Below are 22,115 nucleotides of genomic sequence, written 5' to 3'. Positions count from 1 at the left end.
CGGCCCCCCCCCCCCCCCGCGCCCCCCCCCCCCACCCAACCCCCCACCCACACCCCCCCCCAACAAAAACCACCCACCCCAACACACAACACCCCCCCCCCCCCCCCCGCCGAACGGTCGCCCCCCGGGGCGCGCCGTATCCACGGATACCCTTGACCGGTGACCGACGCCCAAGAAACCGCAGCAGGCCTGCGCACCACCACCGGGGGCGGCCCCCCGGACGACGAGGTTTCGTCCGACGGGCTGCCCATTCCCTTGCTAGAACCCCGTGAGGGCATCCCTCCGGTGGTCGCCGACGCCGCCGCGCTCGCCGAGGTGGTCGCGGCCTTCGCCGCGGGCACCGGACCCGTCGCCGTGGACGCCGAGCGCGCCTCCGGCTACCGCTACGGGCAGCGTGCCTACCTCGTACAGCTGCGCCGCGAGGGTGCGGGCTCCGCACTGATCGACCCGGTGGGCTGCCCCGACCTCTCCTCCCTCGGCGAGGCCCTGTCCGGCACCGAGTGGATCCTGCACGCCGCCACCCAGGACCTGCCGTGCCTGCGCGAAATAGGCATGACGCCCACCTCGCTCTTCGACACCGAGCTGGCCGGCCGCCTCGCCGGCTTCCCGCGGGTCGGACTCGGCGCGATGGTCGAGGGGGTCCTCGGCTACGTGCTGGAGAAGGGCCACTCCGCCGTCGACTGGTCGACGCGTCCGCTCCCCGAGCCGTGGCTGCGCTACGCCGCGCTCGACGTGGAGCTGCTCGTGGACCTGAGGGACGCGCTGGAGAAGGAGCTGGACCGGCAGGGCAAGCTGGAATGGGCCCACCAGGAGTTCGACGCCATCGCCGCCGCCCCGCCCGCGCCGCCCCGCAAGGACCCGTGGCGCCGTACCTCCGGCATGCACAAGGTGCGCCGGCGCCGGCAGATGGCCGTCGTCCGGGAGCTGTGGGAGTCCCGGGACCGGATCGCGCAGCGACGTGACGTGTCACCGGGCAAGGTGCTGGGTGACGCCGCGATCGTCGAGGCCGCGCTCGCCATGCCGTTGAACGTGCAGGCCCTCTCCGCGCTGCCCGGCTACGGGCAGCGCATGGGCCGGCGCCAGCTGGACCAGTGGATGGCCGCCGTGGACCGGGCGAAGGCCCTGCCCGAGGCCGAGCTGCCGCTGCCGGGGGCGACCCCGGCCGGTCCGCCGCCGCCGCGTTCCTGGGTGGACAAGGACCCGGCGGCCGCGGCGCGGCTGGCCGCGGCCCGGACGGCCGTGTCGGCGCTGGCGGAGGGGCTGAACCTGCCGCAGGAGAACCTGATCACCCCCGACACGGTCCGCCGGCTGTGCTGGGAGCCGCCCGAGCGCCTGGAGGCCGACGCGGTGGCCGAGGCCCTGGCGGGCTACGGCGCCCGCCCGTGGCAGATCGAACAGGTGACGGACGCCCTGGTCACGGCCCTGGCCACGGAGCCGCCCGCGGAACCGGCCGCCGAGCCGGCCGCGAGCCAGGACTGACCGGCACCGCCGACCCCGCCGACGGGGCCCTCACTCCAGCGGAGTGAGGGCCCCGTCCTCGTCCCGGTGGAAGCTCCCCTTGGTCTCGCCCTCCACCTTGCCGTGCTTGAGCCAGTGGTCGGACATGGTGTGGATGTCGTTCGCCACGCCCTCCCAGGGCGCCTGGTGGCCCGCACAGGCCAGCCGGAACATCAGCTTCTTCTCCTTGGGGATGAGCCGGTAGAGCTCGGGGACCGAGAAGTACTGCAGCCCCAGGTTCGACGCGGTGTTCACCACCGAGTCGTGCTCGCCGTAGACGATGCACACGGGCACCTTGTCGCCGAGGACGTCGTGCAGCTTCACCGTGGTGGAGTTCCAGCCCCACCAGTACGAGTTCCGGATGCGGCTGAGCCCCTGCGGGGACGGGTCGGTGGGTGACACCACGGGTCCCCAGCCGGCGCCGACCCGGTCGACGGCCATGATCGCCTTCCACACCTCGTCGACCATCCCGGGCTCGCGCTGGTCGGGGCACTTCAGGTCCTTGATCCAGGCCGCTTCGACTCCGGCCTTCGTCCCGACGCTCATCGGGAAGGCGAAGCCCGCCGAGGACACCGGCAGGGACACCGGAGGGTCGAAGTCCGTTCCGGCCGCGCTCGCCCGGCCCTGCGGCGGGAAGATCGGCGCGAGCAGGAAGAGGCTGCGCACCTTGGTGTGGTGCTGGATGGCGTAGGGCCCGAACTGCTGGGAGGCCGCCGACCAGCCGATGAGGTCGACCTTGGTGGCGCCGGCCTTTTCGAGGACGAAGTCGACCACCGTGTCGACCTCGTCCCAGTCGCTCCCGGAGTTGTTCAGCTGGAAGGCGTAGGTCGGCGGCTTCATGTCCACGGCCGCGTTCGGGTGGGGCACGAGGAGCTTGCGCTGCGCTTCGGTGGGCTGGACGTTCCACCAGTCGCCCATCATCGGGCGGGTCGACAGTCCGGAGCCCTGGAGTTCCATCACGAAGACGTCGTAGCCCTTCTTCGCCAGCGCCTCGGCCCAGCTGTACTTCTTGTACTGGAGGTCGAAGCCGGCCAGGGCCGGGACGCTCCTGCCGTGGAGCATCAGGACGGGCCTGCTCGTTCCCCCCTCGGGCGTGCCGTTGCGCCTGCGCACGAAGAGCTTGACGGGCTCGCCCTTGTTCGCGGGCATGGTCGAATCGTGGTCCACGTAGTAGTCCGTGAGGACAGGTGCCGCCATCGTGCTGCTCCGTTCCGTCGATCGGGTCCGGGACGGTGCGCCCGGGCCGCGGCCAGAATCCGCAAGGGCGTGCACCCGGCGCCGCCGACTCGGCCGGGGAAGCCGGTGTCCGACCCGTTCGGGTAACCCCGGGCGCTCCGATCGGCCGGGCGCACGGCGGGGGCGCGAGGGGGCTCACACGGGGCCGGCCGGGTGTGACCTTCGCCGCTCCTCCCGTGGGGGGTGTGCATGCCGGTTACCGACAAGTAGCATGGAGAGGTGAGCGGGCGCTCAGCAATGGGCACGCCCCCGCGCAGCAGTGCACACCCGCACCTGGAGGAGAGCCAACGTGCCTCGTACCGTCAGGGACGTCGTCTTCGTCGACGGCGTCCGCACCCCGTTCGGCAAGGCGGGCCCGAAGGGCATCTACAACGAGACCCGCGCCGACGATCTCGTCGTCAAGGCGATCCGGGAGCTGCTGCGCCGCAACCCGGACCTGGACCCCGCGAAGATCGACGAGGTCGCCATCGCCGCGACCACGCAGATCGGCGACCAGGGCCTGACGCTGGGTCGCACGGCCGGCATTCTCGCGGGCCTCCCGCAGTCCGTACCGGGCTACTCGATCGACCGCATGTGCGCCGGCGCGCTCACCGCCGTGACCGCCGTCGCGGGCGGCGTGGCCTTCGGTGCGTACGACGTCGCCCTCGCCGGCGGTGTCGAGCACATGGGCCGCCACCCCATGGGCGAGGGCGTGGACCCGAACCCGCGCTTCGTATCCGAGAAGCTGGTCGACGAGTCCGCCCTCTTCATGGGCATGACCGCCGAGAACCTGCACGACCGGTACCCGACGATCACCAAGCTCCGCGCCGACGAGTACGCCGTGCGCTCGCAGGAGAAGGCCGCCAAGGCGTACGCCGACGGCAAGATCCAGCAGGACCTGGTGCCGATCTCGGTGCGCAACAACAACGAGGCGGCCGGTGAGACGGGCTGGGGCCTGGTCACCGCCGACGAGCCGATGCGTCCGGGCACCACCCTGGAGAACCTGGCGGGCCTCAAGACCCCGTTCCGAGTCCACGGCAACGTCACTGCGGGCAACGCCGCCGGTCTCAACGACGGTGCCACGGCCGCGATCATCGCGTCCGAGGACTTCGCCCGCGCGAACAACCTCCCGGTCAAGATGCGCCTGGTCTCGTACTCCTTCGCGGGTGTCGAGCCGGAGGTCATGGGCTACGGCCCGATCCCGGCCACCGAGAAGGCGCTGGCACAGGCCGGTCTGACGATCGAGGACATAGGCCTCTTCGAGGTCAACGAGGCCTTCGCGGTCCAGGTCCTCGCGTTCCTGGAGCACTACGGCATCGCCGACGACGACGCCCGCGTCAACCAGTACGGCGGCGCCATCGCCTTCGGTCACCCGCTCGCCTCCTCCGGCGTCCGCCTGATGACCCAGCTGGCCCGCCAGTTCGAGGAGCAGCCGCAGGTCCGCTACGGCCTGACCACCATGTGCGTCGGCTTCGGCATGGGCGCCACGGTCATCTGGGAGAACCCGAACTTCACCGCCGAGGGAGACAGCAAGTGAGCACCACCACCACTGAGCTCCTCAAGGGCGCGGCCGAGCTGTTCCCGGACGAGGTCGTGACGCGCGCGCTCGTCCGCCACCTGGACCTGCCCTTCGGCGCCGGGCGCTTCGCGCTCATCACGCTGGACAACGGCCTGGACCACACCAAGCCGACCACCTTCGGCCCGCAGTCCCTCGCCAACCTGAACGCGGCGATCGACCAGGTCGAGCAGGAGGCCCTCGCGGGCTCCATCGTCGGTGCGGGCCTGACCGGCAAGCCGTTCATCTTCGCGGTCGGCGCCGACCTCAAGGGCGTCGAGCTGCTGAAGAAGCACGACGAGGCGCTCGCCATCGGCAAGGGCGGCCACGACGTCTTCAAGCGCCTCGCGGCGCTGGCCGTCCCGACCTTCGCCTACTACAACGGCGCGGCGATGGGCGGCGGTGTCGAGGTCGGTCTGCACTGCACCTACCGCACCGTCTCCAAGGCCATCCCGGCCTTCTCGCTGCCCGAGGTCTTCCTCGGCCTGGTTCCCGGCTGGGGCGGCTGCGCCCTGCTGCCGAACCTGATCGGCGCGGAGCGCGCGGTCTCGGTCATCATCGAGAACTCGCTGAACCAGAACCGTCAGCTGAAGGGCAAGCAGGTCTTCGAGCTCGGCATCGCGGACGCGCTGTTCGAGGGTGCGGACTTCCTGGAGCAGTCGCTCCTGTGGACCGCGAACGTGCTGAACGGCACCACCGAGGTCGTCCGCGCGGAGATCGACCGCGGCGAGGCCTGGGACGCGGCCGTCGCCAAGGGCCGCTTCATCGCCGACTCCAAGGTGCACGGCGCGGCCCCGGCCGCCTACCGCGCGCTGGAGATCATCGAGGCTGCCAAGGACGGCGACCTGCAGAAGGGCTTCGACGCCGAGGACGCCGCTCTCGCGGACCTCATCATGGGCGGCGAACTGCGCTCCGGCATCTACGCCTTCAACCTGGTCCAGAAGCGCGCCAAGCGCCCGGCCGGCGCCCCGGACAAGAACCTGGCCCGCCAGGTCACCAAGGTCGGCGTCGTCGGCGCGGGCCTGATGGCCTCGCAGCTGGCGCTGCTGTTCCTGCGCCGCCTGGAGGTGCCGGTGGTCCTCACCGACATCGACCAGGAGCGCGTGGACAAGGGTGTGGGCTACGTCCACGCCGAGATCCAGAAGCTGCTCGGCAAGGGCCGCATCAACCAGGACAAGGCCAACCGCCTGACCGCCCTGGTGACGGGCGTCCTGGACAAGGCCGAGGGCTTCGCGGACGCGGACTTCATCATCGAGGCCGTGTTCGAGGAGATGTCCGTCAAGCAGAAGGTGTTCGCGGAGGTCGAGGCGGTCGCCCCGGCGCACGCGATCCTCGCCACCAACACCTCCTCGCTGTCGGTCTCGGAGATGGCCTCCAAGCTCCAGCACCCGGAGCGCGTGGTCGGCTTCCACTTCTTCAACCCGGTCGCGATCCTCCCGCTGCTGGAGATCGTCCGCGGCGAGCAGACCGACGACGCCTCGCTGGCCACGGCCTTCGGTGTCGCGCGGAAGCTGAAGAAGACCGCGGTCCTCACCAAGGACGCCCCGGCGTTCGTCGTGAACCGCATCCTGACCCGCTTCATGGGCGAGATCCAGAACGTCATCGACGAGGGCACCCCGGTGGTCACCGCGGAGAAGGCCATCGAGCCGCTCGGCCTGCCGATGTCCCCGCTGGTGCTGCTGGAGCTCGTCGGACCGGCCATCGGTCTGCACGTGTCCGAGACCCTGAACCGCGCCTTCCCGGAGCGCTTCACCGTCTCGCCGAACCTGGCCGCGGTGGTCAAGGCCGGCAAGCGCGGCTTCTACGTCTACGACTCCGGCAAGCCGGAGCTGGACCCCGAGGTCGCCGCCCTCCTCGTACAGGGCGACGCCGTCCTGACCGAGGAGCAGGTCCGCGACCGCGTCCTGGACGCGGTGGCGCAGGAGATCGGCCTGATGCTGGAGGAGGGTGTCGTGGCCGAGGCCCAGGACATCGACCTCTGCCTGATCACCGGCGCGGGCTGGCCCTTCCACCTGGGCGGCATCACGCCGTACCTGGACCGTGAGGGCGTCTCGGAGCGGGTGAACGGCAAGAAGTTCCTGGCCCCGGGCCTGGCGAGCGTTCCGGTCTGATCCGGACCGCACGCAGGACGTACGACCAAGGGCCGGTGCCCACCGCCCCCGAAAGGGGTGGTGGGCACCGGCCCTTGTCGTCCGCCGGCCCTTGTCGTCGGCCGGCCCCTGTCATCCGCGGAAGGTCGTGCTCAGCGGGCGAAGAGGGCCAGCGCGTTGGCCACGGGCCGTTCGGTGACCTTCCCCTCGGCCTCCCGGGGGTTGTTGCGCAGCTCCCCGCGCACGACCATGCTCGTCGACCCGCCGCCGTCGAGGCCGATGGCGTCCTGGGCGCCGAGCGAGGCGAGGAGTTCGGCGGCCTCGGCGAGCGTGGCTCCGGCGTCCACACCGGGAGCGCGGCCGTCGATGGTGACCAGGAGCAGCGCGCCGTCCGCGGTGATGCCGGCCAGTGTGCGCGGAGCCTTCCTGGGCGTGGCGGCGGCGGCGCCGAGTGCGGACTCGCCGTCCTTCAGCAGCCGGTAGCGGCCGCCCACCGCGGTGTCGACAGCACCTTCCACGGGAAGTCCGACCATGTCGTTCATCTGGACGGAGCGCTTGATCCGGTTGCCCCTCTGAGCGTGGGACCGCATCCAGTCCGCGCCGTCGCCCGTCGCGTAGAGCGTGCTGCCGTTCGCGGGTATGCGTCCGCCGGCGGGCTTGCGGACGTCCACCACCTGCCCGTCGCCGTCGAGGACCGCTTCCATGCTGCCCGGGGGGCCGGGCGGAGTGCGCTCGCCCCACTCTGCGGTGAAGGCCACGAGCTCGTCCGCGTCCGTGCACAGTCCGCCGTACGGGTCCTCCATCGGCTCTTCCGTGACGGCCACGCGGTCGCCGCCCACGCCTCCGCAGCCGAGGACGCGGCCCGGGACCCGGTTGAGGCCGTCCAGTTCCCCGCGCGCTCCGTCGTCGGAGATCACCTGGCCCTCGGTGGTGACCTCGTCGATGCGGGCGTCGAGCCGGCCGTCGCCGTTGCCGAGCAGCAGGGTGGTCCGGCCGTTCGTCGCCTCGCTGAGCAGCCGTCCGTCCTCGGTGTACAGGCCCAGCGGGTCACCGTCGTAGCCGCCGTAGTTCTTGCCGGTGCTGATGTCGAAGTAGGAGGCGTTGACGGCGGCCAGCGCCCCGGCTGCCGCGGCCATCTCCCGTACCGTCTCGGCGCGGGCGAGGGACGTCCCGTGGATGGCCCCGACCCGGACCTTGGCGTCGGGCCGGATCGCCAGCATCTGTACGTGGGACTGCGAGCGGCCGTCGAGCTTGCGGACGAACTCCTTGTAGGTGACCCCTTCGGGCAGTGCGCCGTCCGGGACCGGCGCCCGGGAGGAGATCCCGGCGTCCGGGAACCCCGATCCGCTCGAACAGCCCGCCAGGGTCAGGGCCATGGCCAGGACGGCCGCAAGACGGGCGTGTCTAGCCATGGAAGGCACTCAGCGCCCCCGGTGACATGCCCAGGTCGCCTATGCGGATGGTGACGTGCGACCGGACGGAGTGTCCGGCCGCGTCCTCGTAGGTGCAGGTGAAGAAGTCGTAGCCCTGGTAGGCGGCGGGGGCCTGGTAGACGACCGTGCCGTCGGGGGCGCAGTGCAGCATGCCCTGCCGGGGGATGCCGACGCCGGTGCGGCGCAGGCCGTGCTCGGCGTCCGGGGGCAGGGTGACCTGTGCGCCGGGGGGCAGGTGCAGGGCCCGGCCGGGGACGCTGTGGCGGCGGATCCAGAACCCTTGGTCCTCGATGCCGGAGCTGGGGATCAGCTTGTCGCCCTCGGCGGGCATCAGGCCGACCACGACGCGCGGGAGCATGATCGCGCCGTCGGGGGCGTCCGCCTTCACCTTCACGGTGCAGGTGTGGGTGGCGGCCTCGGTGCCGGAGGCGAAGCCCATGTAGCGGCCGTTCTTCAGCAGCCGCAGGCCCGTCAGGCCGCCCATGACCACCGCGTCGCCCAGAGTGTCGCCGAGGACGTAGCCGTACGTGCGGTAGGCGCCGCCGCTGGGCGTGAGGGTCATGGCCAGGGTGAACTCCTGGCCGGGGACCAGGGGCCTGCTGGGGTCGGCCGAGGAGGCCAGGTCGAGTACGCCGCTGAGGGCGCCCTGGGTGATCCATGCGCGGACCACGGGGAACCAGGCGGTCACTTCGCTGCTCATGCCGTCGCTCCCACTATCGCCGCGCCGACCCGCTCCTTGGTGAGCCGGTCGAATTCGACGTCGTCCAGGAACTGCACCGCCTGGTTCGCGTCGAACTGGTTCTCCAGGTTGCGGAAGTACGAGGCGGGCAGCAGCTCGCGCGACCGCAGCTCGCCGGCGACGAACCGCGCGCACTCCACGGCGCCGATCGGCCGCATGTGCGAGTTGTCCCCCACCCCGTCGGGATAGTTGGGGTGCTCACCGGGTTCGAGGTAGAGGAAGACCTGCCGGCAGCCCTGCGGGCCGAGCTGGCGCCACCAGGCGACGCTCCACTCGTTGAGGTCGATCAGGGGCGCGGACATCTGCGCCGCCACCTCGCGCTTGGCGGCCGGGTAGAGCTTCAGGGGCCGGCGGAAGTTGCCGAACCGGTCGAAGACCGCCCGCTCGTGGCTGGGGACGAGCACGGGGTGGGCGCCGCGCAGCCGGGTCTCGACGACGTAGCGCCGCAGGTTGCCCTGGTAGTCGTCGAAGGGCTCGGTGTGCAGGCCGGCGCCGGGCTTCATGTCGTTGGGCCCGAAGGAGATCAGGTGCAGGTCGCCGGGACGGATGTTGTCCAGGATCCAGCCGAGCCGGCCGCGCTCCATGAAGCTCTTGGTGCTGGCCCCGGCCCGGGCGCAGTTGATCACGTCCACGCCCTGCATGAAGAGCGGCATCGCCTGCCCCCAGCCGGTCATGGGCGCCATGCTGCCCTGGCGGCTGCACACGCTCGATCCGCCGGACAGGAAGATTGCCGTCATGGTGCGTCCTTCATGTGTCTCTCAGAACTCCCCGAAGCCCCGTGCTCCGAGGTGCAGCTGCGCCCGCTGGTCGCCGACGATGTTGGCGTCCATGGTGTCGATGACCTCGAAGGCCCGTTCGCAGTTGGAGGTGTCGCGCAGGACGAAGAACTCCTCGGCGCGCCGACGGTACTGCGGTTCCACTTCGAACTGTCGCTCGATGGTCGCGATGATCTCGTGGACGGCGTGGTCGACGGTGCGGCAGGCCGGGCCGAAGCCGTCCCGCGCGAGGTCGAAGTAGCCCCGCTTGTAGTGCTTGCTGTAGAAGGACTCGTCGTCGAAATTCGTGTAGACGATGGGCTTGCCCATGTACGCCACGTCGAAGAACACCGAGGAATAGTCGGTGACCAGCATCGAGCACTCGCGCATCGCGAGCTGCACGTCGCGGCCCGTCGTCGACACCGTGACCGACGGGTGGTCGATCTTGAAGTGGTTCAGGTACGGACGGATCTCGTAGTGCGGCATGAATTCCAGCTCCACGCCGTAGTACTGGATCGCGCTCAGCAGCCGTTCGTTGCGCAGCAGGGCGGAGAAGAACCGGTAGTACTCGGACGCCGCGAACGGGATCTCCGGCTTGGCCGCCTTGTTGTACGAGGGCGCCACGATGTCGCGGCGCCAGGTCGGCATGACCAGGATCCGCCGCGGCCCGTTCACCGGCTCCAGGGCGTCGAAGCGGGGCAGGCCGGTCGCCGCGACGCGCGCGTAGCCGTAGCCGCAGTGCTCGGCGTAGTACGACCGCTCGCTGCGCCCCGTGGTGAGCACCATGTCGACGTTGGTGGCCTGGCCGTGGATGGAGGCGACGACGTCGTTGTAGACGACTCCGTGCTGGAGGAACACCCGCTTGTAGCGCAGCAGGTCTCCGTAGCCGCGCAGGAACGCCCGCTTGAGGAGGCCCGGGAAGCCCAGGTAGGCCTCCAGGTCGTAGGCGTTGATGAGCCGCTCCGCGTGGAGCAGGTAGGCGCGGTGCTTCCATGACAGCCGGTCGATGACCTGCCCGTACCGCGCGACCTTGTCCCAGTCCGGGGAGTCGCCGTTGATCGAGTAGTAGACCTTGGTCTTGGGCCGGTTCTGCCGGATCCACTTGAACAGGTGGTAGCTGTTGTCCTGCGCGGTGTCCTCGCGCTCGCCGATGATCCAGATGCCCCGGTTGTGGAGATAGGGGTACGTGAACCAGTACATGAGGCGGGTGCGCCAGCCGGGACGGCCCGGCAGCGAGTTGCGCACCTCCCACTTGAACCGGCGCAGCTTGTCCTTGCACCGGGCCGCGAAGCCGCGCACCCAGCGGACGGTGACCTGCTCGTCGTCGTCGATGGACACGACGAAGCGCTGGCGGCCCTGGGTGTGCACGCCCTTGAAGCGGTGCAGCATCTGGCGGGCGGCCAGCAGTACGTCGTGGTGGTGGTCCTGGTCGATGACCCGGATCACCATGCTCAGCTCGGCGTTGGCCAGCGCGTCGAGGGTGCCCGGGCGGGCCGTGGCGCGCCAGCCGGAGAACCAGTCCTGGTTCTTGCGGGTGCGCCAGCGGTCGCGGCGGTAGTTCTGCTCCACGGGGAGCGCCACCTCGCGCTGCCCGTCGGAGAGCACGAGCTGGATCCGGTTGGTGTACCGGGCGTTGATGTCGACGCCGGACAGGACGAGGAGTCCCTCGAAGTGGATCTCGTCCCCGGTCCAGTCGAAGGTCTCCAGGACGGCGGAGGCCCGCGGAACGCGCAGGAGCGTGGTCCGCACCGGGTCGGACGCCAGCCGGCGGTAGATGCCCTCCTCGTCGAGGAAGAGGGTGGGCAGGAACTCCGGCGCTCCCAGCGGGTCCGCGAAGAGGTCGAGGTTGCCCGTGACGATCGCGTGGTGCTGGACCTTGGACTGCGGGTGGACGGCGTACTGGAGGATCACGTCGTCGGGGATCTGGCTGTAGACCGAACCCAGCAGGGGCAGGACCGAGGCGAGCTCGGGCCGGCTCATGATGCGGTGCATGTTGCGCACGTAGGGCTGGAGGGTACGGACGACGAAGCGCTGGGCCAGGACGACGGTCCGCGGCGGGGCTCCCTGGACCGAGGTCAGTACGTGCGCGGCCAGCCGGACCCGGTCCACCGTCTTGACGGGGTCGTTCCAGGGCGAGTCGAAGAGCGAGTTCTGGTTCTGCTCGTCGCGCTCGAAGAAGCGGGCGTCGGGAGCGACGGCCACGAGCCGCGCGTACAGCACGGCCGGGACGGTGAACCAGTCGTCCTCCAGGCCCGGGCCCGGGCCGCCGCGGAAGCCGTGCTCCCGGATGTAGGAGGTCTTGAACAGCTTCCCGCCGAGCAGCGTGGAGAAGACGAGGTACGGCGCGTCGGCCAGCCTGCGGACGGAGTCCTTGGACGTGAAGTACCGCTGCCACGGCTCGTCCTCGCTGCGCCACGGGCCGGGGAAGTTGTCGGCCTGGCCGGCTACGACGTCGGCGCCCTTGACCCGGCGGGCGGCCGCGAGCAGCCGGCCGATGGCGTCCTCGCCGAGGATGTCCCGGGCGCGCGCGAACATCACGTAGGGGGCGACGGCGTACTGCAGCCCGTGGTCGAAGGCCGCACTGGCGCCGAGGCTGTGCTGGGTGACGACGCCCGCGTTGGGGTAGTAGGCGGCGAAGGCCGCGAGCTGCCGTGCGGTGCTGTCGTTCGACCCGTCGTCGACGAACACCACCTGGGTGCGCGCGAAGCTGCGCTGGGCCACGAGCGAGGCGAGGAACTCGCGCAGGTGGTACTCGTCGTTGTGGCAGTGGACGACGAGCGTGGCGCCGTAGCTCTCGGGCGGTGCGACGGGTCCGGTCGCGTCGGCGCCCTGCCACCACAGCCAGGGGGTGCCCCGGTCCGAGACCTTGACGCGCTGTTCACCGGTCTCCGGGCGCAGGCCCAGGTTGCCGCTGACGGTCTCGTAGACCTCGTAGACGCCCGCGTCGCAGGAGTGCCGCAGGCTGCTGACGTCGACACCGCTGATGTTCAGCGCGGTGGAGGCGCGCTGACCGGCGTGCCGGAGCTGGACGAAGAAGTTCCAGTTGCCCACCCGGTCGGTCTTGTCCAGGGTGGCCTTGAGGTCGATGGTGGTGTGGTACCGGATCCAGTCCTTGTCGATCTCCACACCGGAGACGGGGAAGTGGTGGTCGGCCTTGGTGCTGCGGCGGCGCAGCACGGCGATGAGCTCGACCTTGTCATCGGCGCCGAACCGGCTGAACTGGTTGCGGATCGCGCCGGAGATGTGCAGCTCGCCGTCGACCATCTCGATCGACGAGGCCTTGTTGTACATGCGCGAGTCGGCGAGCGTGTGGCCGGTCAGCTCCAGCTCGGTGACCTCGAGGAACTTCTCGGCATCCGGGTAGCCCAGCAGCGACCCGGACCAGAACACCCTGCCGTCGCGCTCCACGATGTCGGAGCTGATGACGCTGCGGCGCTTCATGTAGTCGGAGGCCGACACGGCGATGTCGACGCGTCCGTGCATCAGGCCGAAGGCGCGTACCCGCTCCATGGGGCCGCACAGTTCGAAGGTGGCGGGGTCGAGGCTGTGCAGGTACGGGGCGACGGCCGCGAGGAACCCGCTGTGGAAGGCGTGGTCGCCGGTGCGCAACTCGGGCGTGTAGAGCCGCAGGTCGTGCCCCAGGAACTTGGCGCCCTTGCGGGCCAGCAGGTCCGGCCGGCCGACGCTGCGCAGGAAGCTGTCGGTGTACTGGTGCACCAGGACGCGGTCGCTGATGCTGCGCAGTTCGTGCCGGCGGTTGGTGATCGACGGCTGGTCGGACTCCCGCTCCCACATCCACCGGTAGACGGGGGTGGCGAGGATGGTGAAGGAGCGCGCGTGGAAGTTCGCGACCGTGGAGAAGTAGGTGTCCTCGAAGAAGACGCCCTCGGGGAAGCGGATCCCGTGGTTGTCGAGGAAGTCCCGGCGGTACAGCTTTCCGGCGGCGATCGGGTCGTCGATGAGTTCCGGCATGCCGCCGAGGCCCGCGACCGTCTGGTCGGCCGGGTAGAGCTGGGGCTGCCAGACGGTGAGCTCGTCCGTGGCGTGGTTGATGCGCACGACACGGCCGGCGGTGATCTCCGAGCCCGTGACGAGCGCCGAGGACAGGAGCGTCTCGGCCGCCTTGAGCGGCAGCTCGTCGTCCGCGTCGAGGAACATCACGAACTGGCCGGAGGCCGCCTCGATGCCGTTGTTGCGGGGCGCTCCGCAACCTCCGCTGTTCTGCGGCCGCTCGATGACCCGGACGCGTCCGTCCTGGGCTGCGAACTGGTGGGCGAGGGCGAGGGTGCCGTCGGTGGAACGGTCGTCGACGACCAGCACCTCGACGCCGCGGTGCGTCTGCGCCAGGGCCGACTGCAAGGCGCGCGCGAGCGTGGCGCTGGCGTTGAAGGCCGGTATGACGATGGTGACGCCGTAGTGCGATATGTCGACCGGGAAATTCATCGAGAGTAGTGCTCCGGTTCGACGTAGCCGGGCCGCAGGGCCTGGGCCGGAATCTTGGAGAGCTGCATGGTGTCCGTCACGGCGCCCGTGTACTCGTCCGGGTAGGGCCGGGGGTACGGCACGAAGCCCGGGTCCTCGTACGGCTCGGGGGCGGGGAAGCGCTGGGCGACTTCCTCGACCTCGCGCAGGGCGTCCTCACCGCGTCGGCGGTGGCGTCCGGCGTGCAGGTGCTCGGCGATGGAGCCGGCGCGCGTCGGGATGTTGCCGGGGTCGAGGCGTTCCATGGTGCGCGTGAAGTCCCGGGTGGAGAGCCAGAACTTGAACATGATGACGAGTTCGAAGCCGCCCATCAGCACGGCCGACACCGCCGTGGTCCACAGCACGTGGCCGATGACGGGGCCGACGATGAAGATGAACATCTGGAACTCGATGCCGCTGATGAGGTGCGGCCGGATGCGGCTCTGCACCAGCGCGTGGCGCACGCGCGCGTACCAGGGGAAGCGCTCGCGGAACTGCTCGTGCAGGTCGATGACCTCGGCCTGCTCCACGTCCGTGCTCTGCCGCTTGAGCTCGTCGGCCTGGCCCAGGGGGTTCTCGCGCAGCAGGTCCTCGATGAAGACGACCTTGCGCTCCTCCTCCTCGACCCCCTGCTCCGCCTGACGGGCGAGGGTGACGGCGGCGATCTTGGCGCGCATGGACATGCGCATCTTGTAGATCTGGAGGGCGTCGACGTAGCGGAGCATGTCGAGGAAGATCACGACGAGGGCCGCGAGCAGGTACACCTCGTCGTCGTTCTGGACGAACTGCCCGCCCATCAGGGCCAGTGCGCAGATCAGGACGCGGATGCGGTCGAAGACGTAGTCGAGCCAGCCGCCGAAGATGGTCCCGTTGCCCTTGAGGCGCGCGAGCTTGCCGTCGATGCAGTCGAGGATGAAGCTGAGGTGGTAGAGGGCCGCGCCGATGCTCAGCGAGACCCAGTCACCCTGGAAGAAGTAGTACGCCGAGCCCAAGCCCACGAAGAGTGCGGCCCACGTCACCCGGTTCGGCGTGACGAAGTTCCACCGTGCCAGCACGCAGACGAGGCGGGTCGCTATCGGGTCTACCAGAAGGACCGTCCACCAGGCGTCCCGCTTTTTACAGGTGAGCTTCTGGACGGCCTTCAGTGACAGCTTGGACATAACCCCTCAGTCATCGACACCGGCACGGGATGTACAGGCAGAACCTTCATCCTGTGATCACGTGTGACGGCATATGGCGGTCAGTGACGCCAACCATTCACTTATGGTTCAGGTAAAGGGCGTTCTTCAGACTTTAGCAAGACGTGACAGACAGGTTCCAGGCCACACGTCGACGGTTACCTTCACCAAAGCCGTACACGATCTGACGAAACAGGCCTATAGGACACGCCACGGAGTGAACTCCAGGCCATCGGATCCCAGTTGCTGCCGGGCGACACGCAGTCTTCCGTCCATTCCGACCGTGACGATCACCACACGGCCCTGGCTGTCGAAGGCCGCGGCGGGCGGGACGATCGAGCGCTCCCCCGACGGCGACCACCACACCCCCGTGTCCGGCCGTCCGTCCGGGTGCGCACCGATCGCCGGCACTCCCCCGTGGCCGGCGCGCACGAGCACCGTGCACCCCCAGCCCTGGATGTCGGCTCCCGCGACCCCGGTGACCGGTCCGTCCCCGTCGGGTCCGCCGAGGCCTATCGGGGCATGGGCGCCCGGCCACCAGACGCAGACCTCGTTCGTCGCCCCGTAGCGGAAGCGCACCAGCCCGGATTCCGGTGCGGCCGAAAGGCTGCCCGCGCGCAGGCTCACCGGGATCCGGCGGTTCTCCTGCCACTCCGAGGCCGCACCCCCGCGGTACCAGTGCACGGCGGCGCCGTCGTCACGGGTCCGGGCCACCAGGTGCACACCGCCGTCGGGTGACGCGAAGGTGACCATCTCGTCCGCGACCTTCCGCCCGCGCAAGGCCTCCCAGCTGCTCAGGACCCCCTTCGGGGACTGCTTGCGCACGCTGACGCCGCGTCCGAAGTTGCGGACGAAGACGTGCATGAAGCCGTCGGCGGCGAAGGCGGCCACCGGGAACCCGATGGAGCGGGCCACCTGCCAGTTCGTGTGCGGGTTGCCGAGCGGGACCCACGGTCCCAGGGGCCGGCCCGTCTGGTACTGGGCGGCGCACACCACCTCGATGTCGGCGCCGCCCTCCTTGCGGCCGGTCCGGCTCAGACCGATCAGGTACGCGTAGCCCTCGGGCCCCTGCACCACGGTCAGCCCCGGCATGAGGTCGGGTCCTTCGAGCAGCTCGGGTCCGCTCCACCCCTCGGCCTCGCTGCGGCCCTCGGTCCAGCGGACGACGCCGGCGGCCGTGGGCAGGTACGCGGACAGACGGCCGTCCTTGCCGGTGACCAGCCATCGGGTCGGCAGCGGATACCGGGTGGTGGACTCGGGAGGGAGCCCGGGGTCCGTGCCGGCCGCGCGGCAGTCCACGAAGACGGGCACGCCGACGTCCCGCTGGTACCGGCGGGCGGCCCTGAGGGCGCTGCGGGTGACCTGGCCGCGGGCCGCCGGCTCAGTGACGATGGGGAGCTTCCGCTCCTTGTCGAAGCCGACGTGGGTGGGATCCGGATCGAGGGTCCGCACGCGGACGGGCCCGGTCTCGTGGAAGACGTCGAGGATCTGCCCCGTGATGCTCCCCGCCCCGGCGTCCAGGACGAAGGGGTCCCCGGAGAACCGGCAGCCGCGTCGGCGCGCCTCGGCCACGGCCGCTTCCATGGCGCGGTACTCGGCGTCGCCGCCGCCGTCGAGACAGACGATCTCGATCGCCGAGCCGTCCGGCTCCGAAGCGATCAGGGGGATGGCCTCACCGGGCGTGGCGACGACGATGGCCACGGGAGCGGACCGGCCCGCTCCCGTACGAGGGGCCGCCTGCCCCTGCTCACGGGAGGTGGCGCCGCGCCTCGTTCGACGTCCGGTCGCTCGGACCATTGGCTGTGCTCCCCATTCCTCTCACGGCTGCGCTTATCCACTCCGTACCAACCCCGAAGACGATAGGCGCTCTCCCGTTCGAGTTGAAAATCTGCCTATAGTGCAGCGGCATCCGGCCCACCGCGCCGTCCGTCAGCCGACCGAGGCCCCGAGGATTCGAGCAGTATGACCCAACAGACCGCCACGCCCAGTCACCGGAACACCGGGCGGCGAGCAGCGCGTCCGCCCAGGTCACGCGGGCGCCGCGCGATCAAGATCGTCCTGGTGGTGCTGGCCCTGCTCCTGCTCGGCGCCGCCGGCACGGGCTGGTGGGCATACAACCACCTCAACGGGAACATCGACAGCGTCGACCTCGACCAGGCGATCGGTGTCGACAATCGGCCGGCGAAGCTCCCGGACAGCGGCCAGAACATCCTGGTGCTCGGCTCGGACTCGCGCTCCGGCGCCAATGGTGAGCTGGATCACGGCGATGTCAGCGGTTCCCGCTCGGACACCAACATGCTGGTGCACATACCCGAGGGCCGTAAGAAGGCCACCGCGATCAGCATCCCCCGCGACACCCTCGTGACCCGGCCCGAATGCAAGGACAAGAACGGCAAGACGATTGCCGGGGCGAACCGCGTCATGATCAACAGCGTCATCGGAACCGGCGGCCCGGCCTGTGTCGTCAAGACCGTCGAGACGATGTCCGACATCCGCATCGACCACCTCGTGAAGGTGGAGTTCGCCGGATTCAAGGAGCTGGTGGACGCGCTCGGCGGTGTGACCGTCACCCTCGACAAGCCCATCAAGGGCGGCCTGGACCTCGACGCGGGCCCGCACCGCCTGAACGGCACGGACTCGCTCAAGTTCGTTCGCACCCGCCACGGTTACGGGGACGGCAGCGACCTCGGACGCATCGACCTGCAGCAGAAGTTCATGATCGCGATGCTGTCCGAGATCAAGAAGCAGGACATCCTCAGCAGCCCGGCCCGGCTCTACAAGCTCGCCGACGCCGGCACCAAGGCACTGACCACCGACGCCGAACTCGACTCCCTCAAGGGCCTGTCGGACTTCGCCCAGAGCATGAAGGGCGTGGATCCGGAGACCATGGAGACGATCATGCTCCCGGTCGCCTACGACAAGATCGACAAGAACCGCGTCGTCGCCGTGGAGCCGCAGGCCGGCCAGCTGTGGGAGGCCCTGCGCAACGACCAGCCGATCCCGGCCTCGGCCAAGAAGTCCCCCGCCACCGGCGGCTGACACCCACCGCCTGCGCCTCGTGGCACCGGTCCCCCGCGGGCCGGTGCTACGAGCCGTTCCCGCCCAGCACCGCACGCCAGTCACCGCTCGCGTGCCACTGCCCCGGCGGGTACTCGAACCGCACTTCCCCGAGGAGTACGAACCCCGCCGCGCGGCACACCGCGTGGGAGGCGGCGTGGCCGACGGCCGGGAAGGCGTGCAGATGGCGGCGCGTGCCGTGGACGCCCGCGTGGGCGATGAGCGCCCGCGCCGCGCGGGCCGCGAGCCCCCGGCCCTGGAACTCGGGGAGGATGCCCCAGCCGGTCTCGTAGACCTCCTCCCCCTGCCAGAGCCGCTCCCAGAAGCCGATGCTGCCCACGCTCTCGCCGTCGGCGACGACCCGGAACATCCGCCCGGCCCCCGGCTCCCGGGCACTGAGCGCCAGGTAACGCCGGTGCCGGTCCCGGAGCTTGGCCTCGGTCTCCGGGCCGCCCAGGTGCTCCGTCATGGCCGGCTCGTTCTTGCGCAGCAGGAGCCAGAAGTCGTCTTCCGCCCAGGGTTCCAGTCCTACGGTGATCTCCATGCCCTCACCGTAGGACGCGCTCAGCGGCCCTCGCGCGCCGGGTTCGGGGTCATGCCCTCGCCCCGGCCCAGCCGGCTGTGCCGCTTCCCGTAGAGGTAGTAGACGGCGATGCCGATCACCATCCAGATCCCGAAGCGCAGCCAGGTCTCGGCCGGTAGGTTCAGCATCAGCCAGACCGACGCGGCGATCGACAGGATGGGCACGAGCGGCACCCACGGGGTGCGGAACGCCCGGTGCAGGTCCGGCCGGGTGCGGCGCAGGACCATGACGCCGAGCGCGACGACGACGAAGGCGAAGAGGGTGCCGATGTTCACCAGGGTCGCCAGCTCGTTGATGCTGGTGAATCCGGCGACGACCGCGATGACTCCGCCGAGCAGGATCGTCGGCCGGTAGGGCGTACGGAACTTCGGGTGGGTCCGCGAGAAGAACCGCGGCAGCAGTCCGTCGCGGCTCATCGCGAAGAACACCCGGGTCTGGCCGAGGAGCAGGATCATGCACACGGTGGTCAGGCCCACGGCGGCGCCGAAGCTGATGATGCCTCCGTAGACCGGATGGCCGACGGATTTGAAGGCGTCGGCCAGCGGGGCGCTGACGGAGAGCTCCGTGTAGTTCTGCATGCCGGTCACCACGATCGAGACCGCCACGTAGAGCACGGTGCAGATGATCAGCGAGCCGAGGATGCCGCGGGGCATGTCCCGCTGCGGGAGCTTGGTCTCCTCGGCGGCGGTGGCCACCACGTCGAAGCCGATGAAGGCGAAGAAGACCACGGAGGCGGCGGTGAAGATGCCCATGATGCCGAAGTTGGTGGGCTCGTAGCCGAAGAGGAGCTGGACGAGCGGGGCATCCAGTCCGGAGCCGCCCGTCTGGGGTTCGGCCGGCGGGATGAACGGCGTGTAGTTGGACTTCGTGATGAAGAACATGCCCGCGATGATCACGATGAGCACCACCGTGACCTTGATCGCGACGACCACCGCGGTGATCCGCGCGGACAGCTTCACCCCGACGACCAGGATCGCGGTGAGGGCCAGGACCAGGACGAAGGCGAGCAGGTCGAAACTGCCGCCCGGAACGTCGGGTCCCTGGAGCGATGCGGGCAGATGCAGGTTGGCGTTGTCCATGAGCGAGCGGACGTACCCGGACCAGCCGACGGCGACGACCGCGGTGCCGAGGGCGAACTCCAGCACGAGGTCCCAGCCGATGATCCAGGCGGGCAGCTCGCCGATCGAGGCGTACGAGAAGGTGTACGCGGATCCGGCCACCGGGACGGTCGAGGCGAACTCGGCGTAGCACAGGGCGGCCAGCGCACAGACGATGCCGGCGGCGACGAACGCGAGGGCCGTGGAGGGTCCGGCGGACTCCTTGGCGACCTTGCCCGTGAGGACGAAGATGCCGGTGCCGATGATGACGCCGACGCCGAAGACGGTCAGGTCCCAGGAGGAGAGCGACTTCTTGAGCGCGTGTTCCGGCTCTTCCGTGTCGAGGATGGACTGCTCGACAGACTTGGTACGGAAGGGACCGTTCAGGTTCCTACTCACCGACGCACCTCCGCGAGGCAGACCGCACCGAAACGAAGCGGGCCGGAAGGCCCACCCTTCAAGGGTTAACCTCCCGGCCCGTCGCGTGCAACCGCAGATGATCAGCCGCGGGTCGGTCGCGGCAGGCGCTCCGCTCAGTCGACGGCGGCGGCCGGCTCGCTGTCGTAGCGCCCGTCCAGCTTGGCCACCAGGCCGGTGACCTGCCGCGCGATGTCCGGGGCGGTCAGGCCGATCTCGGCCATGACCTCCTTGCGCGTGGCGTGGTCCAGGAAGCGCTGCGGAATGCCGAAGTCGCGCAGCGGCACGTCGACCCCCGCGTCGCGCAGGGCCTGCGCGACGGCGGAGCCCACGCCGCCGGCGCGGCTGTTGTCCTCCACGGTGACGACCACGCGGTGGCGGTCGGCGAGCGGGGCCAGGGCCTCGTCCACCGGCTTGACCCAGCGGGGGTCGACCACGGTCGTGGAGATGCCCTGCTTGTCGAGCAGATCGGCGATCTCCAGGCACATCGGGGCGAGCGCGCCGACCGAGACGAGCAGTACGTCCGGCCGGGTGACCTCCTCGGCCGGACGGCGCAGCACGTCCATGCCGCCGATCCTGCCGACGGCCGGGACCGCCGGGCCGACGACGCCCTTGGAGAAGCGCACGACGGTCGGCGCGTCCTTCACCAGGACGGCCTCGTTCAGCTGGGCGCGCAGCTGCTCGGCGTCGCGCGGGGCCGCGAGGCGCAGGCCCGGGACCACCTGGAGGATGGACATGTCCCACATGCCGTTGTGGGAGGCGCCGTCGGTGCCGGTGACCCCGGCGCGGTCCAGGACGAAGGTGACCCCGCACTTGTGCAGGGCCACGTCCATCAGGACCTGGTCGAAGGCGCGGTTGAGGAAGGTCGCGTACACCGCGAAGACCGGGTGGGCGCCGCCGGAGGCCAGGCCCGCCGCCGAGGTGGCGCCGTGCTGTTCGGCGATGCCCACGTCGAAGATGCGGTCCGGGTAGGCGTCGGCGAACTTCTTCAGGCCGACCGGTTGGAGCATGGCCGCGGTGATCGCGACGATGTCCTTGCGCTCCTTGCCGAGCTTGACCATCTCGTCGGCGAAGACGGAGGTCCAGCTGGCGGCGTCGGTGGAGACCGGCAGGCCGGTGTCCGGGTGGATCACGCCGACGGCGTGGAAGCGGTCCGCCTCGTCCTGGACGGCCGGCTCGTAGCCCCGGCCCTTCTGGGTGAGGCAGTGCACGATGACCGGTCCGCTGAAGCGCTTGGCGCGCTGCAGGGCCGATTCCAGGGCCTCGATGTCGTGTCCGTCGATGGGCCCGATGTACTTCAGGCCCAGGTCCTCGAACATGCCCTGCGGGGCGATGAAGTCCTTGAGGCCCTTCTTGGCGCCGTGCAGGGTCTCGTAGAGGGGCTTCCCGACGACCGGGGTGCGCTCCAGCAGGTCCTTGCCGCGGGCCAGGAAGCGCTCGTAGCCGTCCGTGGTGCGCAGGGTGGCCAGATGGTTCGCGAGGCCGCCGATGGTGGGGCCGTACGAGCGTTCGTTGTCGTTGACGACGATCACCAGGGGGCGGTCCTTGGCAGCGGCGATGTTGTTCAGCGCCTCCCAGGCCATGCCGCCGGTGAGGGCTCCGTCGCCGATGACCGCTGCGACGTGGTGGTCTTCCTTGCCGAGCACCTCGTTGGCCTTGGCGAAGCCGTCGGCCCAGCCCAGCACGGTGGACGCGTGCGAGTTCTCGATCACGTCGTGCTCGGACTCGGCGCGCGAGGGGTAGCCCGACAGGCCGCCCTTCGTGCGCAGGCCCGCGAAGTCCTGGCGGCCCGTGAGCAGCTTGTGCACGTAGGCCTGGTGGCCGGTGTCGAAGAGGACCTTGTCCTTCGGCGAGTCGAAGACCCTGTGCAGAGCGATCGTCAGTTCGACGACACCGAGGTTGGGGCCGAGGTGCCCGCCGGTCTTGGAGACGGCGTCGACGAGGAAGGTCCTGATCTCTGCGGCGAGCCGCTCGAGCTCCTCCTGGCTGAGCCGGTCCAGATCGCGCGGTCCCTTGATGCGGGTCAGCAGCACCCGTG

The 22,115-nt window shown here is 70.2% G+C and carries 14 protein-coding genes; 4 read left to right on the top strand and 10 right to left on the bottom strand.

Annotated elements, in window-relative coordinates; genetic code table 11:
• Positions 1-159 precede the first annotated feature (159 nt).
• Positions 160-1,479, top strand: coding sequence for a ribonuclease D (locus ABZY57_RS19275; RefSeq protein WP_356513432.1), 1,320 nt, complete (start codon positions 160-162; stop codon positions 1,477-1,479).
• 30 nt (positions 1,480-1,509) lie between these two features.
• Here the strand turns inward: ABZY57_RS19275 and ABZY57_RS19270 are convergent, their stop codons facing one another.
• Positions 1,510-2,694, bottom strand: a complete 1,185-nt coding sequence (locus ABZY57_RS19270; protein ID WP_356513430.1) for an alpha/beta fold hydrolase — start codon at positions 2,692-2,694, stop codon at positions 1,510-1,512.
• Between the two features lie 328 nt (positions 2,695-3,022).
• Here ABZY57_RS19270 and ABZY57_RS19265 point away from each other — a divergent pair, with 328 nt between their 5' ends.
• Together ABZY57_RS19265 and ABZY57_RS19260 are read left to right on the top strand one after the other, a co-directional pair.
• A complete protein-coding gene (locus ABZY57_RS19265) occupies positions 3,023-4,249 on the top strand; it encodes an acetyl-CoA C-acyltransferase (RefSeq protein WP_356513429.1) in 1,227 nt (408 codons plus the stop codon).
• Positions 4,246-6,378 (top strand): 3-hydroxyacyl-CoA dehydrogenase NAD-binding domain-containing protein, encoded by a 2,133-nt coding sequence (locus tag ABZY57_RS19260; RefSeq protein ID WP_356513427.1) that lies wholly within the window; start codon positions 4,246-4,248, stop codon positions 6,376-6,378. The genes ABZY57_RS19265 and ABZY57_RS19260 overlap by 4 nt, the downstream gene beginning before the upstream one ends.
• Positions 6,379-6,509: 131 nt before the next feature.
• Here the strand turns inward: ABZY57_RS19260 and ABZY57_RS19255 are convergent, their stop codons facing one another.
• From ABZY57_RS19255 to ABZY57_RS19230, 6 genes are all read right to left on the bottom strand, one after another.
• The gene (locus ABZY57_RS19255) at positions 6,510-7,769 is read right to left on the bottom strand and encodes a phosphodiester glycosidase family protein (protein ID WP_356513425.1); all 1,260 of its coding nucleotides are present in this window, start codon (positions 7,767-7,769) and stop codon (positions 6,510-6,512) included.
• Entirely contained in the window at positions 7,762-8,490 is a 729-nt protein-coding gene (locus tag ABZY57_RS19250; RefSeq protein ID WP_356513423.1) for a hypothetical protein, read from the bottom strand. Before ABZY57_RS19250 ends, ABZY57_RS19255 begins: the two co-directional genes overlap by 8 nt.
• Positions 8,487-9,266 carry a rhamnogalacturonan acetylesterase gene (locus ABZY57_RS19245; RefSeq protein WP_356513421.1) on the bottom strand — a complete coding sequence of 260 codons (780 nt, stop codon included), beginning with the start codon at positions 9,264-9,266 and terminating at the stop codon, positions 8,487-8,489. Before ABZY57_RS19245 ends, ABZY57_RS19250 begins: the two co-directional genes overlap by 4 nt.
• Positions 9,267-9,287: 21 nt before the next feature.
• Positions 9,288-13,727 (bottom strand): glycosyltransferase, encoded by a 4,440-nt coding sequence (locus ABZY57_RS19240; protein ID WP_356513419.1) that lies wholly within the window; start codon positions 13,725-13,727, stop codon positions 9,288-9,290.
• On the bottom strand, positions 13,724-14,905 hold the full coding sequence (locus ABZY57_RS19235; RefSeq protein ID WP_356513417.1) for a CDP-alcohol phosphatidyltransferase family protein: 1,182 nt from the start codon (positions 14,903-14,905) through the stop codon (positions 13,724-13,726). Before ABZY57_RS19235 ends, ABZY57_RS19240 begins: the two co-directional genes overlap by 4 nt.
• A 216-nt stretch (positions 14,906-15,121) precedes the next feature.
• On the bottom strand, positions 15,122-16,720 hold the full coding sequence (locus ABZY57_RS19230) for a hypothetical protein (protein ID WP_356513415.1): 1,599 nt from the start codon (positions 16,718-16,720) through the stop codon (positions 15,122-15,124).
• Positions 16,721-16,885: 165 nt separating this feature from the next.
• On the opposite strand from ABZY57_RS19230, the gene ABZY57_RS19225 reads away from it, so the two are divergent.
• Complete coding sequence (locus tag ABZY57_RS19225; RefSeq protein ID WP_356513413.1) at positions 16,886-17,962, top strand: LCP family protein; 1,077 nt, start codon at positions 16,886-16,888, stop codon at positions 17,960-17,962.
• Between the two features lie 46 nt (positions 17,963-18,008).
• Here ABZY57_RS19225 and ABZY57_RS19220 read toward each other — a convergent pair whose 3' ends face one another.
• The 3 genes from ABZY57_RS19220 to dxs all read right to left on the bottom strand — a co-directional run bounded on the left by ABZY57_RS19220 (position 18,009) and on the right by dxs (position 22,110).
• Positions 18,009-18,524, bottom strand: a complete 516-nt coding sequence (locus tag ABZY57_RS19220; RefSeq protein ID WP_356513411.1) for a GNAT family protein — start codon at positions 18,522-18,524, stop codon at positions 18,009-18,011.
• Between the two features lie 20 nt (positions 18,525-18,544).
• Positions 18,545-20,059 carry an amino acid permease gene (locus ABZY57_RS19215; protein ID WP_356513409.1) on the bottom strand — a complete coding sequence of 505 codons (1,515 nt, stop codon included), beginning with the start codon at positions 20,057-20,059 and terminating at the stop codon, positions 18,545-18,547.
• 134 nt (positions 20,060-20,193) lie between these two features.
• Entirely contained in the window at positions 20,194-22,110 is a 1,917-nt protein-coding gene (gene dxs, locus ABZY57_RS19210; protein ID WP_356513407.1) for a 1-deoxy-D-xylulose-5-phosphate synthase, read from the bottom strand.
• Between the last annotated feature and the right edge of the window lie 5 nt (positions 22,111-22,115).

Source organism: Streptomyces sp. NPDC006450 (assembly GCF_040612195.1).
In the GTDB taxonomy this organism is placed as follows: domain Bacteria; phylum Actinomycetota; class Actinomycetes; order Streptomycetales; family Streptomycetaceae; genus Streptomyces.
This window is presented reverse-complemented; position numbering and strand designations above follow the sequence as displayed.

What these genes read in the sequence shown, in the direction of transcription:
- ABZY57_RS19270 (WP_356513430.1), bottom strand. Translation starts at nt 2,694, where the DNA reads ATGGCGGCACCTGTCCTCACGGACTACTACGTGGACCACGATTCGACC.
- ABZY57_RS19255 (WP_356513425.1), bottom strand. Translation starts at nt 7,769, where the DNA reads ATGGCTAGACACGCCCGTCTTGCGGCCGTCCTGGCCATGGCCCTGACC.
- ABZY57_RS19250 (WP_356513423.1), bottom strand. Translation starts at nt 8,490, where the DNA reads ATGAGCAGCGAAGTGACCGCCTGGTTCCCCGTGGTCCGCGCATGGATC.
- ABZY57_RS19245 (WP_356513421.1), bottom strand. Translation starts at nt 9,266, where the DNA reads ATGACGGCAATCTTCCTGTCCGGCGGATCGAGCGTGTGCAGCCGCCAG.
- ABZY57_RS19240 (WP_356513419.1), bottom strand. Translation starts at nt 13,727, where the DNA reads ATGAATTTCCCGGTCGACATATCGCACTACGGCGTCACCATCGTCATA.
- ABZY57_RS19235 (WP_356513417.1), bottom strand. Translation starts at nt 14,905, where the DNA reads ATGTCCAAGCTGTCACTGAAGGCCGTCCAGAAGCTCACCTGTAAAAAG.
- ABZY57_RS19230 (WP_356513415.1), bottom strand. Translation starts at nt 16,720, where the DNA reads ATGGTCCGAGCGACCGGACGTCGAACGAGGCGCGGCGCCACCTCCCGT.
- ABZY57_RS19225 (WP_356513413.1), top strand. Translation starts at nt 16,886, where the DNA reads ATGACCCAACAGACCGCCACGCCCAGTCACCGGAACACCGGGCGGCGA.
- ABZY57_RS19220 (WP_356513411.1), bottom strand. Translation starts at nt 18,524, where the DNA reads ATGGAGATCACCGTAGGACTGGAACCCTGGGCGGAAGACGACTTCTGG.